This is a genomic window from Bradyrhizobium sp. BRP22 (assembly GCF_020194175.1).
Classification (GTDB): Bacteria; Pseudomonadota; Alphaproteobacteria; order Rhizobiales; family Xanthobacteraceae; genus Bradyrhizobium.
Genome location: NZ_JADYVX010000032.1, coordinates 41,847 through 55,380, shown reverse-complemented (window position 1 = coordinate 55,380; position 13,534 = coordinate 41,847). Strand labels below are relative to the sequence as shown.

Annotated in this window: 14 protein-coding genes; 5 read left to right on the top strand and 9 right to left on the bottom strand. The window is 61.6% G+C overall.

From position 1 onward, the window contains the following. The first annotated feature begins 95 nt into the window (after positions 1-95). Positions 96-596, top strand: coding sequence for a hypothetical protein (locus I6F35_RS30335; protein WP_225121310.1), 501 nt, complete (start codon positions 96-98; stop codon positions 594-596). A 44-nt stretch (positions 597-640) separates the two neighbouring features. Here I6F35_RS30335 and I6F35_RS30330 read toward each other — a convergent pair whose 3' ends face one another. Then, a complete protein-coding gene (locus tag I6F35_RS30330; protein WP_225121309.1) occupies positions 641-1,840 on the bottom strand; it encodes a hypothetical protein in 1,200 nt (399 codons plus the stop codon). Beyond that, entirely contained in the window at positions 1,837-2,892 is a 1,056-nt protein-coding gene (locus tag I6F35_RS30325; RefSeq protein ID WP_225121308.1) for a hypothetical protein, read from the bottom strand. Before I6F35_RS30325 ends, I6F35_RS30330 begins: the two co-directional genes overlap by 4 nt. A 184-nt stretch (positions 2,893-3,076) precedes the next feature. Between I6F35_RS30325 and I6F35_RS30320 the strand changes: the two genes are divergently transcribed. Continuing rightward, entirely contained in the window at positions 3,077-3,688 is a 612-nt protein-coding gene (locus I6F35_RS30320; protein ID WP_225121307.1) for a TetR-like C-terminal domain-containing protein, read from the top strand. 96 nt (positions 3,689-3,784) lie between these two features. On the opposite strand, the gene I6F35_RS30315 is transcribed toward I6F35_RS30320, so the two are convergent. Further along, positions 3,785-3,928: a hypothetical protein gene (locus I6F35_RS30315; protein WP_225121306.1), complete on the bottom strand. Its 144-nt coding sequence runs from the start codon at positions 3,926-3,928 to the stop codon at positions 3,785-3,787. 66 nt (positions 3,929-3,994) lie between these two features. Between I6F35_RS30315 and I6F35_RS30310 the strand changes: the two genes are divergently transcribed. Both I6F35_RS30310 and I6F35_RS30305 read left to right on the top strand, forming a co-directional pair. Beyond that, the gene (locus tag I6F35_RS30310) at positions 3,995-4,507 is read left to right on the top strand and encodes a hypothetical protein (RefSeq protein WP_225121305.1); all 513 of its coding nucleotides are present in this window, start codon (positions 3,995-3,997) and stop codon (positions 4,505-4,507) included. Between the two features lie 142 nt (positions 4,508-4,649). Next, the gene (locus I6F35_RS30305) at positions 4,650-5,216 is read left to right on the top strand and encodes a protein tyrosine phosphatase (RefSeq protein ID WP_225121304.1); all 567 of its coding nucleotides are present in this window, start codon (positions 4,650-4,652) and stop codon (positions 5,214-5,216) included. An 18-nt stretch (positions 5,217-5,234) separates the two neighbouring features. Here I6F35_RS30305 and I6F35_RS30300 read toward each other — a convergent pair whose 3' ends face one another. Both I6F35_RS30300 and I6F35_RS30295 read right to left on the bottom strand, forming a co-directional pair. Then, on the bottom strand, positions 5,235-6,095 hold the full coding sequence (locus I6F35_RS30300) for an EamA family transporter (protein ID WP_225121303.1): 861 nt from the start codon (positions 6,093-6,095) through the stop codon (positions 5,235-5,237). 82 nt (positions 6,096-6,177) lie between these two features. Next, entirely contained in the window at positions 6,178-6,792 is a 615-nt protein-coding gene (locus I6F35_RS30295; RefSeq protein ID WP_225121343.1) for a TetR/AcrR family transcriptional regulator, read from the bottom strand. Between the two features lie 321 nt (positions 6,793-7,113). Between I6F35_RS30295 and I6F35_RS30290 the strand changes: the two genes are divergently transcribed. Beyond that, the gene (locus I6F35_RS30290) at positions 7,114-7,599 is read left to right on the top strand and encodes a HEAT repeat domain-containing protein (protein WP_346283219.1); all 486 of its coding nucleotides are present in this window, start codon (positions 7,114-7,116) and stop codon (positions 7,597-7,599) included. 128 nt (positions 7,600-7,727) lie between these two features. Here I6F35_RS30290 and I6F35_RS30285 read toward each other — a convergent pair whose 3' ends face one another. The 4 genes from I6F35_RS30285 to I6F35_RS30270 all read right to left on the bottom strand — a co-directional run bounded on the left by I6F35_RS30285 (position 7,728) and on the right by I6F35_RS30270 (position 12,825). Beyond that, the gene (locus I6F35_RS30285; protein ID WP_225121301.1) at positions 7,728-8,552 is read right to left on the bottom strand and encodes a sulfite exporter TauE/SafE family protein; all 825 of its coding nucleotides are present in this window, start codon (positions 8,550-8,552) and stop codon (positions 7,728-7,730) included. 72 nt (positions 8,553-8,624) lie between these two features. Next, entirely contained in the window at positions 8,625-8,981 is a 357-nt protein-coding gene (locus tag I6F35_RS30280; RefSeq protein ID WP_225121300.1) for a LysR family transcriptional regulator, read from the bottom strand. A gap of 769 nt (positions 8,982-9,750) precedes the next feature. Then, positions 9,751-11,898 (bottom strand): response regulator transcription factor, encoded by a 2,148-nt coding sequence (locus tag I6F35_RS30275; RefSeq protein ID WP_225121299.1) that lies wholly within the window; start codon positions 11,896-11,898, stop codon positions 9,751-9,753. A 333-nt stretch (positions 11,899-12,231) separates the two neighbouring features. Further along, positions 12,232-12,825: a TonB family protein gene (locus I6F35_RS30270; RefSeq protein WP_225121298.1), complete on the bottom strand. Its 594-nt coding sequence runs from the start codon at positions 12,823-12,825 to the stop codon at positions 12,232-12,234. Between the last annotated feature and the right edge of the window lie 709 nt (positions 12,826-13,534).

Genomic DNA, 13,534 nt, shown 5'->3' with positions numbered 1-13,534 from the left:
TCTCACGGAGTTGAGCGGCGCGCGCATCGCGATCTCGCAAATGATCGCCACCTCATGACTATCGCGGCTGGGAGCGATTCTGACGGAGTGGTGTAATGTTACGCAAGATGGTTATCGCATTGTTGGCGGCCGCATCGGTTGGTCTTGCGGCGGCGCCGACGGTGGCGTTGGCGCGCGGTGGTGGAGGCGGCGGCCACGGCGGCGGCTTCGGTGGAGGCGGCGGCTTCCACGGCGGTGGTTTTGGCGGCGGTGGATTCCACGGTGGCGGATTTGGCGGTGGTGGATTCCGTGGCGGCTTCGGTGGTTTCCACGGCGGCTTCGCTGGCGGCGGCTTCCACAACGGCTTCGGCGGCATTCATCGCGGCTTCGGCGGATTCCGTGGGCGGCGCTTCGCCTTCGGCACAGGCTTCGGCTTCGGCCTGTACGATCCCTATTATTACGACGACTATGCCTACGACTATCCGTACTACGGCTACGACTACAACTATCCGTATTACGGCTACGGCGACACCTACAATGGCAATTGCTACGTCGCGAACCGCCGCGTCCACACCACCCACGGCTGGCGCACGCAGCCGGTGCAGGTCTGCGGCTGATCGGTCAACGCAGATCTAAGGAGGCCGGCGGATCTCCGCCGACCTCACATCGTCTCCGGCGTCAGCGCCAGCAGCCGCCGCACCAGTGCGAGTGCGGTTTCGGTGGCGGGGTCGGCTGACGTGACGGGCACGGCGAGCACGATCAGGTCGACCGGATCATGCGAGAGCACGATCACGTGCGTGGCGCTGCTCGCTGTGATCAGTGACAGCACGCGCTCGACTGCGGGATCATCCGCCTGATATCCCCAGGGCGCATCCGACCGGCGCAGCACCCGCTGCCTCCCGAAGAATTGCCGCAGCAGCGGCGGATCGTAGCCCGCGAGCTCGGCCTCGCGGTAGCGCCGCGCGTGCTCGAAGATCGGATGCCGCGCCAGCTCGGCGATCAGCTCGTCACGTGTCCTTGCCGGCGACGCTGCCGCCGCATTCAATACCCCCGGCTCCTGCGCCTCGAACAGCGCCCGCAGCGTGTCCGTCATCAGGGCGATGGTGAGCACGCCGGCGATCGCGACCGCGCAGAAGCGCACGATCTGCGCCGCATCGACATCGCCGGCGATGAAGGCCGCGGCAATGCCGAGCAGCGCCGCACTGGACAGCCGTAACGCCATCAGCGTAAGCCCGTGACGCCGCGTCTCGGCGCCGCCGCCGGCGATCAGGATCACGGTCACGGTGAGCAGTGCGCCAAGCGCGCCGAGCCGGACCGGGATGTCCGGAAACAGTGTGCGGAAATCGGTGATCACGAACGGAATCACGATCAGCGCGCCGGCCGCGACACGCCCGATGCTGCGGTTCTCCGACGCCATCAACGACGCGCGATCGCGGCTTGCGAGCAGCCAGGCGCAGACGATGAAGCCGGCAAGCTGGAATAGCGACAGCGAGACAGCATAGGCCGTCGTGAATCGGGCGAGCCCGAGCGCGCCGCCAAGGCCGAGCAGGACGCCGCCGAAGACGGCGAGCATCTTCACCACGCGCGGCGCATGCCGCCGCAGCATGCCCTCGGTCACGACAAGCGCGCCGAGCGGGATCAGCGCCGCCGGGATCAGCGAGAGGCGATCCAGCACGTCGCTGCCGCTCCACCACGCCACGCCGCGCACCAGGAACAGCAGTGCGATGACGCCGAGCGCGAACAACAGCCGCCGGGTCAGCGGACTGTTCGGATCACGCCAGTAGAACGTCATCATCGCGACGCAAAGCCCGATCGCGCCGCAGAGATTGACGATGGAATCGGCGATGATCCCGGGATTCATCGGCGCCGCCGCTTTTCACCGTGGACACGCGGCCGCAGCGAGCCGAACGGACGCGTATCATCGATCCAGTAGAACAGCGGCAACACCAGCCGCTGCAGCGCCAGCATGGCGGAGGTGGCGATCAATGCCGGCAGCGAGCCCGCCGGCACCTCGCTCATCAAATAGCGCCGGGCGCCGGCGAGATCGATGCGGCCGATCTGCAGCACGTCATCGCCGCGCGCATAATCGAGCTCGCGCGCACAGAACTCGTTGTAGCTCTCGTTGCGGTGCTTTGGCGCGACGTCGAAACTCTTCTTCAGCGCATCCGAGCCGCCGGTATAGGCATTGGTGATGACGAATCGTTCGTCGTCGAAGCCGGCCTCGGCGCCGACACCAAACACCGCGCGGTGATGCGCCATGATGGCGCGTGCAAGCTGCAGATGCGCAAAGCTCCGCCGCACGTCCGACAGCGGCGACGGATACACATCGGAAAATGTCTCGCAGACCATGCCGACCACCGCGGGCACCTGCGTGACGTTGGAGATCCATTTCGGACGCAGGCCGTCGCGCGCGAACAGCACCAGCGCGGTCAGACCATAGAGCACCCAGGACAGCCCCTGGCCGCGCACATCGGGATCGACCATGACAAGGCCCAGATGCGTCACCTCGATCGGCGCGCCGTCGAGCTCGACCTCCATCACCGACAGTGCATTGAAGGCGATCGGCCGCCCGCTCTCTTCCTCGCAGATCAGCGTCACGATGGCGCGCGCGAGGCGCTCCGGCTCGCCGGAGAAGATGCCGTAGGTCAGGCTCTGCTGCGGCAGCGTTTTGGCGGCAACGGCGCGCAGTTGCGCGACGAGCGCGTCGAGCTCTGCCGGAGCAAGCGACGCGCCCGGACGCTCGACAATGCGTGTGCGCAGTCCCGCATGCGTCCGCAAGCTGAGATCGATGGTCGGCTGCGACAGCGCCTTGAACCAGAACGCGGCATGTCCCGGCAGCCGAGCCAGCGTCGCTCTGGCCCTGCCCAGACCATCGCGCAGGCGCGAGGCCGAAATTCCGCTCCGAGACGCCATGCCCGCCTGCCGTTATCGAATCTCAGCCATCAGCGGCAACAAGACCATGGCCCGCGAAAAGGCGTGAAAACGGTTTTGAACATTTGCCTGCTCCCTGTTATGAGCATTGCTCACAATGTCTTTTGTAGCGCTGGCATGGGCGCGGTTCAATATTGCGAACAGCGCTCAGGAAATTGGTTAGCAGATGTCCAAGGCCCTGGAACGACGCGCCAGAAATCGCGGGCGCCTGATCGAGGCGGCGGAGCGGTCGATCGGCGCCAGCGGATTGGCCGGCTTGAAGACGCGCGATCTCGCCAGCGAGATCGGCATCGCCAATGGCGCGGTCTACAATCTGGTCGAGGACGTCGACGAATTGATCCTGCGGGTGGGATCGCGCACGCTGGCGCGGCTCGATGCTGCGCTCACCGCGGCGGAGCGCGACGGCCCCGCGGAGCCCACCGACACGCTGGTGCGCATCGCCGTCGCCTATTGCGATTTCGCCGCCGACAATCTCGAACTATGGCGCGCGTTGTTCGAGCACCGGATGGCGCCGGGCAAGCCGGTCCCGGACTGGGCCATTGCCGAACAGATGGACCTGTTCCGCCACATCTATCGTCCCCTCGCCGCGCTCTTTCCCCAGCACTCGCCGCAAGACCTCGGCATCACCGCCCGCAGCCTGTTCTCCGCCGTCCACGGCATGGTCGCGCTGGGGTTGGAGCACAAGCTGATCGCGGTGCCGACCGATGCGTTGCGCAGCGAAATCGCCACCATCGTCCGCGCCATGGTCGAGGGGTTGATGAAGAACGCGAATTCGTAGCGTTGTAGCGTGGGCAAAGGAGCGCGGCAACGTGCCCACCATCAAGGAATCCGCTCGCAATGGTCGGCACGCTACGCTTTGCCCCACCCTACCGCGCTACACCTCGACCACGACGCAATTGTCCTCGACGCGCACCGGAAACGTCTCCGCCACGTATGGCCCCTTCTGCATCAGCCGCCCGCCAGTCGGCGCGGCCGGCGAGCGGCATATCAGTCTGACGCCGATTCCCGGCCCATGCAAAGCTCTCCTGCCGGACAGGAAAGATCACCAACTGGCAAGATTCCCTGTGCTACGTAGGCGGAGAACATGTCGATCACCGACCGGGAGACAGGAACGATGCGCGCGGGACCATTGGCAGCTCTCACCTTCTTTCTTGCGATCAGCGACGCCGGCGCCGCGACGGCAACGTCCGCGTCGGGTTCGACGGCACTGGCGCTCGCGGCCGTGGTCGCGCAATACTCGCCGATCGCCGCCGCACCCAAGCGTGCCGTCGCGTCCTTCTTCAAGGGCGATACGATTTTTCCCTATGGCGGAAAGATCTCCGTCACCGCCGACAAGATCGTCTGCCGCACCAGCAATGTCGACATCACGTCGCGCTCCTGCGACATCATCTTCAAGATCGGCAAGCATGCGCTGAAGGGCCGCGAGGCCAACGAACTGTTTGCGACCATGCTGATGGCGGGCATCACCGCCGAGGGCGCCGCCGGATCGAACATCGCGGGGCTTTCGAAGCTGAACTGCACGCTCGAGCCCAAGGTGATCAAGCAAAAAGCCGGCGGCGGCGCCGACTGCAGCTTCGAGCCGGGCAATCAGCCGTAGAGCATGGTCGGGAAAGGTGGAGACCGGTTGCCGAGTTGGGCGGGGCCAATTGGAACCCTCGTCGCCGGCTGCACGAATGCACCTCGGGCCTGGAACTCAAAGGTCGGCGTGGAATTTATTTGCCGGTCGACGGAGTTTGAACATGGCAGATGGTCATTACAACGTCCTCTTTCTCTCGCATCGGAACTCGGCGCGCAGCATCTTCGCCGAAGCGGCGTTGAACCGCATGGGGCATGGACATTTCACTGGTTTTAGCGCGGGGCTGCGCCCGGTCAGCCACCTCGACGAACTGGTAATCGATGTCCTGAGAGTCGCTGAGTACCGCACCGACGGCCTCTATCCGAAGCACTGGAAAGAATTCGCGAAAGCCGACTCGCCGCCTTTGGATTTTGTGTTCACGCTGTGCGATCTCGAGGCAGGAGAGCCCCAGCCGAATTGGCCGGGCCGTCCGGTAACCGGAGATTGGCGTTACCCCGACCCTGTGAAGCTGAGCGACCGGGCTGAGCGGCGCAGCTCCCTCGCGGCCACGCTTGGTGGTCTTGAACGACAGCTTCTGGCCTTCATGCAACTGCCCTTCCGGTCGCTCGATGAAATCAGCCTGCGCGAGCGATTGAAAGAGCTTGGCCAGGGTGTCGATACTCCGCCGTCGAACTCAGGTATCGCCGGACGTGGTCAATCGTTCGACGTCCGAAGTCAGTCAAGGGCGTAAATCTGATTCCGTCCGGGCTCAAATTGGTCGAGCGCGCGGTCTTACTTGCGTAACGGCGACGCCGGAGATCGCGAGCAATCCACCGACAATCAACTTTGGGGTCACGCGGTCGCCAAGAAACACCACGCTCGAAATCAAGGCGAACACCGGAAGCAGCAGACCGAACGGCGCGACGCGGCCCATGGAGCAACGGGCGATCAGCCAGAACCAAAGGCCAAACCCGACGATTCCTCCGATGAAAATCGTGTAGGCGAGTGCCAGCCAACCACGTTCATCCGCCGTGACAAGGCTCGCCAGTTGTCCATACTCAAGGACCAACGACATCAACATGACCTGCGGCACCGTGAGCAGCGACGACCAACCCATTAACATCAGGGGGTCAAAAGGGCCGTAGCGTTTCGTCAAGACGTTAGACACCGCGAATGCGAAGGCTGCCCCGACCACAAGCAGCAGCGGAAGCGCGTTGGCCGACAGACCAGGCTCCGCTGCCAACACGACCACGCCGACGAATGCAAGCACCACTCCGGCGGACGTGGTGAGAGACGGCCTCTCCGCGAGCAGCGGCCAGGCCAATAGCACGGTGAAGGGCGTGGCGAGTTGATATGCGACGGCCGACATGCTTCCCGAGCCGAGCCCGAGGCCAACATAGAAGAGCCCGAAGTTCAGTCCTCCAAAGAAAATCGAAATAGCTGCGATCGGGCCGAACTGCTGACGCGTGGGTCTTTTCACGAACGGAACAAGCAGCAGCGCGATGACCAGGAAGCGCAGCGCGAGGAAGAAGAGAGGCGGAAACTCCGTAACACCCACCTTGATGGCCACGAACTGATAACCCCAGAGCAAGGGGACGGCCACCGCGCAGACGATCTGGATGGCAGACATGGCATCTCTTCCTTTCAAAACCGATCAGTCTAGATATCGGCGCGCCAATAGCCGAGGCGTCGTTTACCTGACGAAGGGTTGTTCACCTGATAAAGCGGTCAAGAAGAGCGTCGACGGTGGCTTGCGATGTGGTCCGTGTCGGGGCCGTCTTGCCGACCACTCGCAGCCCCTCAACGAAACAGACGAGAATCCGGGCGGCACTTGAAGGCTCAACACCATCGGCCAGCCTGCCCGCGGTCTTCGCACGGGAAAGTGCATCCGCCACCTTGGCCTCCATGGCTTTGAAAAAGCTCGCGATGCGACGACCAACTTCAGCATCATGGCCAGCCAGTTCCATGGCTGTGGCCACCAGCAGGCATCCGCGCCGACCATTGGCGCCGCTCGTGCGGTCGACGTAGCCGGCAAGGCAGGCCCGCAGGCCGTCGACCGGCTCTCTGCGGGGGTCGAATTCGCTATCCATCCGTGTCAGGGCGTCGGCAATGTAGCGATCAAGCGCACGCAGGAAGAGCGAGTGCTTGTCGCCGAAAGCGGCGTAAAGGCTGCCACGCGACAGCCTCGTCGCACGAAGAAGATCCGGGAGCGCCGTGGCGTGATAGCCGCGCGACCAGAACACATCCATCGCGCGTTTGACAGCGGCCTCCACATCGAAACTTCGTGGTCGGCCACGGGGCAACGGCACTGGGGTTTGGCGGCTCATTGCCGATATATAGACCAATCGGTCTTTAAATTGCAAGTGAAGGCGCGGCTCAAGGTGCTCCGTCCTGAGAACTACACAGGCCTCGCCTGCCTGCTGCAAAGCAGTAGCGTCTCGTCCGCGCCAACGAGGTGATCAAATTGAGCTCTCATATCTGCGAGTTGTGCGGCACTTCGCTGATGGGCCACAGGCGGAAACGCCGGGTCTGGAGAGAAGCATCGCGATGTGATAGTGTCGCTGACATCCCACAACCTGACGGGTCGCTGATGCTAACAGAGCACCACCAGATCATCGGAAGAGCTCGCATTTTCTTACAAGGCGGCTATTGCCTATCGGGCATTGCTCGAACTCGGGGTAGAAGCACTTCCCGCAGTGCGCGCCGGGCTGCGGCACGACAATCCTGATGTCCGCTTGCATTGTTGCAGGTTTCTCGACCGATATCTGTCGCCCGATACTCTTTCCGATTTGATCGGCATGCTGAACGATGGGGATGAACGCGTCAGATGCTCGGCCTTGCACACGTTGGCTTGCGACCGGTGCAAGGAAGGGACCTGCAGGCCCGAGAAGGCTGAGGTACTTCCAAAGGCGATGAAATTGCTTCAGTGCGATCCCGACGCGCATGTTCGCGCAATGGCGATTGAAGTGGTGGGGCAGTTCGTCCACGCAGATGCTCTTGCCGCTGCGGCGATTTCTGCCGCTCAGCAAGCTGATGAAAATCCAACCGTGCGCAAAAAAGCCGGATGGTATATGCCGGGAGGCCCAATCCACGGACGGACCAAGCCGAGGCTTAGTTCGATTTCGTCGAGCTAAGTCGGGTACGGGTCATTCGCGTCGTTCTGTCGCTCGGATGATGACTTCCGGTCTTCCTAGATAAACGGACCGTTTCATCGCGGTTCGGCATGTCTCAGAGGGGCCACTAAGCGACATCCGCCGCTCCCTCATTTGTGCTGCCACACCTTGACGGCCGAGATCACTAAGATCGCTGCCAACAACGGCAACAAAACTGCCGTCGGAACGAGACCGAGAAGCAAGCCGCCAACAAACGTTCCGACAATCGATCCCGCGGCCATTGCCAGCATGAACATCCAGTTGTGGCGCAGCACGGAGAAACTTTGGTCGCGGCTATAGCGGACAAACCCGACGAGCACGGTCGGCAGGCTCACGGCGAGCGAGAGACTCCCGGCGAGCTTAATGTCAGCACCGAACAACAGGATCAGCGTAGGGATCAGAAACTCGCCGCCCGCGACGCCCAACAGCGCCACGATAACTCCGATGATGAAGCCCGCGATGACACCGGCGGCGACCTGTCCCCATCCCGCCAGCGATGGCGCGGCAACGGTCTCGGTGCCATGCGCGAACAGCAACACGCCTGCAATGATCACCAGCAGAACCGCAATGACGCGGTAAAGCGTGTCCGATCTCAGGCGCGTTGCCCATTCCGCCCCAGCCCAAGCGCCCAAGAGGCTACCCGCCAGCAAGTTCACGATGACGGACCAATGCGCAGCGATCTCGCTAAACGGAATTGTTCGGGCGCGAAACGGCAACGCGGTAGCGACGACGACGAGGCTCGTCGCCTTGTTGAGAATGACGGACTCAAGACCGCGAAAGCGGAAAACGCTGATAAGGAGCGGCAGGCGAAATTCTGCACCGCCGAGGCCGATTAGGCCGCCAAGAGTGCCGATCACAGCGCCAGAAGCGAACGCTGCTGGTTGGCTGCGACGCTCAGGCCGCGCGAGGGGTGCGACTTCGCTAATTTCGGACACGGAGGATGCAACCTCGCTATGGCAAAATCGCCATAACGGTACCCGAAATCACGCCATTCGGCTACGCCATTTTTAGACCTTTGGACCGGCCTTCCCCGAGCTGTTCCGCTCCAGCGCTTTGAGGTCAGAAGCCGCCAGTTCGCGAGCTGTCGCCTCCAACTTTTGGTAGCGGGCTAACAGTTCCTCCCCGAAAGGTGTCAGTGCGGCACCGCCCCCACCGGTGCCGCCAGTGGTGCGTTCGACGGCAGGGGTCTTGAATGCCTGATTGAGGCTGTCGATCAGATGCCACGCGCGCTTGTAGTCCATGCCCATTTCGCGAGCCGCAGCCGAAATCGAGCCGCACGAATGCACGCTTTTAAGGAGCGCTGCTTTGCCGGGACCGATGCGCGCCCCAGAATTGAGAACCAGAGTGAGCCGAAGCTGTGCCATGAATGCGCACAGTATCACTGCGAATAAGTCTCGCAACAAACGTACAATGTCGCCTTCGGGTCAAAAGCGCCGATTTGAGTCTCAGTCAGCGACTTCCGGTCTAATGCCAACTTCGGGCATGTCCCTGCGCTCGCGCAAACGGCCGCCAAGGGCCATGAGGCGACGTTGCTTGTATGGAGCGAAAGCGTCACCAGTCTTCACCCATTCCGTGATGCGACGGGCTCACGAACGCGCCAATAGAGGACTTTTCGGCTTGATATGGAAGGCCAGGACGCCACCGAGGTTCGAGGGAGGCCCTAAGATTTTGCAGGACGGAGACGCGCTCGCTCGTCCAACTCTTGGATTTCCGCTTCAATCTCGGTGGCCAATTCGCTGATGTTTTTGAGCGTTTCTGGGCCTCGAAACTCGTCAGAGAGTGCGCGACACCTCGCGAGCTTAACTTCGAGCTCCCGCCTTTTTGTTGAGAGGTCCATGCGCCGCTCTGCTGCCATGAAACGTCGGAAGCTTATAGTTTCTGCTGTGCTTTGCCAATCAGGTTCCTCTGTGCAGAATCGCCGTAAGAACAACCATTCCCTCGGTGTTGGCGCGGCCATGGCTATCGGCCCTTCGGGTCATTCGCGTCGATTTTGCAGCGCCTCGTCAATGGCGGTTTACCACTGGCCGCTGGCATGTAGATAAGCACCGGGGTTGTCGTGATGGGCCAGGAGCGGATAGAGCCCTGCTACTCGATCATCTCGTCGGGGGCGCGAGCAGCAAGACCAGAAGACAGCTACACAATTAGATCGTGCGTAAAATGGTGCTCGGCTCCTCTTGCGTCATCAATGGCGTTTTCCTGCGCGAGTGAAATATCAATCAGGGCCGCATCCTGGATCGGCGCCGGTCCATCGTGTCCGGCGGCGTGCTGGCTAAGTGTTATCGAATCCGGTTCGTGGCGCACATGTACTTCAAAGATATCTGAAGCTTTGGAAGCTGCCATCTCATTCTTGAAATGAAACGAATCTCCGAGCTCTGGGGCAGCTGCCGTTTCTGCGTGCCCGGCGTCATCGATAGAAACCTGGTTCTTGCCTCCACCGTTCTGGATCGATTCCGAATGCGGGTTGTTGGAGGCGTTTACCGGCGCCGTGTGCAAATCACGCTGCGATTGGCCGGGATTGGTAACGTTCAGTGGTGACGCGCCATGCTTGGCGTGCTGCTCGGCAGCTACGGAGCCGTCTTCAGAAGCGTGCAAATCGCGGTTCGATTGCCCATGATTGGAATCGTCTCCCGGTGCGTCATGCTTGGCATGCTGCTTGGCGGCTGCGGAGCCGCCTTCAGAAGCGTGCAAATCGCGATTCGATTGCCCATGATTGGAATCCTCTCTCGGTGCGTCATGCTTGGCATGTGCGTCATGTTTGGCTTGCTGCTTAGCGGCTGCGGAGCCATTTTCAGAAGCGTGCAGACCGCGCTGCGATTGACCACGATTGGAATCGTCCCCCGCACCTGGCGGTGTTGTGCCATGCACGGCATGCTGCGACGCATCGGTTGCGGACTCGCCGAAACCGCCGTGATCGGTAGCGTCCCCGGCGCGGACGTTGACAGGCGCGGAACCTTCGTAGATCGTGTCACTGCGATCAATCGCATCATCTGATTTTGCGTGAAGCGAGCTATCTTTGCCGTGGCGGCTGCCGCTATCCTCCCTTGCTTCTGCACCGACGATCTGAGATTCATCGCCGTTTACAGCGATGCTATTGCTTCGGGAAGTTTCGAAGGCGAATGACCGATCGTATATTCCGGGATTTTGCCAGGCCAGGTTGTCGAAACCATCGAGGTTCGTATCGGCGCTGCTGGGGCGATTGAGGGTTACCAATTCCTTGGTGCCGTTTGCGGTAGCTGACCCGAAGACATCGGTTAGGTTCTTGGCAAGATCGAACGCTTGCGCGGGGCTGCAGATGACGTCGAGCTCGTAAATCAAGACTGCGGCCGCCGCCATCATGAAAGCGCCATAGCTGCCCGAGCTCGGCCTTGGAGAGTTGGGTGCCGCCCACATCGTTCTGGCAGTAATATCGGCGCTGGAATCGACGAGTTTGCCGGTCGGTGTCGGCGTGCCCGCTGCGGAATTCTCAGCTCGGCCGGCTTTGCTCATGGTTCTAGCCGTGGTGCTCGAAGCACCGGCAGATTTTTTGGGATTGATGACGATGGTTCCGACCTCGGCGGTGCCGTCTGCGGCCATTACCGTGAAAGTATCGGTGAACGTATGGCCGAATGCGTTCGGATGCGCGGCGTGAACGTCGTCTAGCGCTGCGAAAATCAGGGCTGCAAGCGCGCCGATTCCGCTGGAAAGGCGCGATAGGGCGAGCGCTGCGAGCTGCCTCCGATTGTTGATCTGAAGCTTCTGAAATATGCGATCGAGGTCCGCCTTGATGGTGCCAGGGGGGACATCGAGTTGGCGCGCAATCTCTTTATTCGACAAGCCGTAGGCGACCAGACGCATGATCTTGCGCTCTTCGACCGTCAAGACTGCCAGCACATCTTCACCAAACGCCCCATTTTCTGCCGGGCCCCGGTCGGGCCGTGGCGCCACTAGCCTCAGGGACTGCAGCACGGTTTCGGGCTTCGCGCGCATCGAAATCGCGTTGCAAGCACCGGCCGCGATTGCGGCGGCGAGGTCGCCACGTGCGACGGATGCCGTGTAGAAGACAAGCCGGGTAGGAAGGTTTTCGGCATTGGCAACGGCGAGCATTTCAGATGCCGTCACGTCAGAAAATCCGTCATCTACAAGTACAACGTCGGGTGCTAGAGTCCGAACTGCTTCGAGGCAGCTGGCTCCATCGAGACAGGAAGCAACGACCTCGAAGTCGGACTCCGCCGCAAACAGCGACGCAAAACCCTGCAGAACGACTGGGCGTCGATCTGCTATCACCAGTCGGATCCGACGCATTAGCGCTTCCCTCGCCGGCATCTCACGGTGACGTCGCCCAAGCAAATGCATCCCAGATGCGTGCACTTCAAAAGCAGCGCGGTAACGCACGATACCGCTCCTGGTTCCAGGGTCATTGCTACGCCGTTCCTACTCGCCATTGAAGGCGTGGCCCGCAGCTGGCCAATGCCTAATTAGGGTCAAATGCCGCTTCAACTCGGAGCCATGTCCGCTCAGGGTCAAACGCGCAGTTCTGGAAGCCAGCCAATCACTTCCGCTCTGCCCCGATAAGCAGACCATTTCAAAACCCGCGTGGGCCTCGCAGCAGATCATAGGTCCGTTACGGAAAACGGCTCAGGACGGGTCGAAGGCGAGTTGGATCTGAACGTTGAGGCGATCCGGAAGGTCGGCCGGGATGGATGGAAGCGGTTGCGCCCTCTTGATGGTCTCGATCGCCTCGGTATCGAGCAGGATCTGGCCGGAGCTTGTTTTCACCCAAACGCCCAGGAGGCGACCTTTCCGGTCGATCGAGAAGAACGTGTCGACCGTGCCTTGAAGTTTGTTGTGGGCCGCCGCGGGATATCGCTGAAATCTTGCGATGTGCTTGAGGAGGCTTTGTTGAAACTTCAACAAGGCATTGTTTGGCACCACGTTCGTCACGGTCGAAGGCCGTGAGATGCTGGGGATGCTGGCTTCGGCAGGCGGCAGGGATGCCTGGTCGGGCGATTTGATCGCGACCTCATCCTTCGCCTGACCATCCGGCTGTTCGGCTTCGGGATTCAAATGGGCGGCATTCGCCGTCGTTGCTTGCGAAGTCGTATCGATCGGGATCGGTGTCTGCTCGCGTTGCGGAATCAAGCGCACCTGTATCGTCGATGGCGGACCTTGATCGGCAGATGATGCGGTCGGCTGCTGAACCTTGATCCAATAGACCCCGCCGGCAAACAACAGTGCGACCAGCGCCGGGATAAGGACGAGACGCGCCAATTCCGCGTTGGACCACGCCGAGGGATCTCCGGCAGCGAGCGCGGCCTGTATGCTGGACGTCTCGCTTGCGGGAATCGAGCCATCTGAACCGTCGATCCTCATGTGGCGGGCGCTTTCGCGGTGACAGGCATGAGGTTTGGGATAGCGATGCATGCAACTGCGACAAACGCGCAGGCCACACACGGCTTGGTCAAGCACGCGATATCGCTGATGCCAGCGACCAGAGCGCCCTGGATGGACCACGTATCGAATGACGCTACAGACATCTCAGGAGAAGGCAGTCACAACATTTCGGGGCGTGCCGAGCCCCTCAGCCAAGGCACAGTGGCTATCTCTATATAGGATTTGTGACATGTCTCTAAAACGGACTGGTACCCCGAAACCGAGACCTGCCGTTATGCAAGATGGACCTGCGGTGCAGGTGGCAATCCATCGCTGTGAGCGTCCTCACTCAAACAAGAGGTGAGGCGCCAAGGTCGCCATTGCAGTCACGCAGGATCGACCGGACTGCCCCAGCGCGAGCCGTCGGGATCGCGCCGGGGCCGTCTTGGCTCTCCCGGCCGACCACGGGGGCTATGGCGCTCGGGGTGTGATCGGCGAGAAGTGGCATCGCAAATAAGCACAACCGTTACGCTAGCGTCAGTGCGCTTTGTGCCACAACGACGTCAGA

What these genes read in the sequence shown, in the direction of transcription:
- I6F35_RS30335 (WP_225121310.1), top strand. Translation starts at nt 96, where the DNA reads ATGTTACGCAAGATGGTTATCGCATTGTTGGCGGCCGCATCGGTTGGT.
- I6F35_RS30305 (WP_225121304.1), top strand. Translation starts at nt 4,650, where the DNA reads ATGGCAGATGGTCATTACAACGTCCTCTTTCTCTCGCATCGGAACTCG.
- I6F35_RS30325 (WP_225121308.1), bottom strand. Translation starts at nt 2,892, where the DNA reads ATGGCGTCTCGGAGCGGAATTTCGGCCTCGCGCCTGCGCGATGGTCTG.
- I6F35_RS30330 (WP_225121309.1), bottom strand. Translation starts at nt 1,840, where the DNA reads ATGAATCCCGGGATCATCGCCGATTCCATCGTCAATCTCTGCGGCGCG.
- I6F35_RS30300 (WP_225121303.1), bottom strand. Translation starts at nt 6,095, where the DNA reads ATGTCTGCCATCCAGATCGTCTGCGCGGTGGCCGTCCCCTTGCTCTGG.
- I6F35_RS30310 (WP_225121305.1), top strand. Translation starts at nt 3,995, where the DNA reads ATGTCGATCACCGACCGGGAGACAGGAACGATGCGCGCGGGACCATTG.
- I6F35_RS30275 (WP_225121299.1), bottom strand. Translation starts at nt 11,898, where the DNA reads ATGCGTCGGATCCGACTGGTGATAGCAGATCGACGCCCAGTCGTTCTG.
- I6F35_RS30320 (WP_225121307.1), top strand. Translation starts at nt 3,077, where the DNA reads ATGTCCAAGGCCCTGGAACGACGCGCCAGAAATCGCGGGCGCCTGATC.
- I6F35_RS30280 (WP_225121300.1), bottom strand. Translation starts at nt 8,981, where the DNA reads ATGGCACAGCTTCGGCTCACTCTGGTTCTCAATTCTGGGGCGCGCATC.
- I6F35_RS30295 (WP_225121343.1), bottom strand. Translation starts at nt 6,792, where the DNA reads ATGAGCCGCCAAACCCCAGTGCCGTTGCCCCGTGGCCGACCACGAAGT.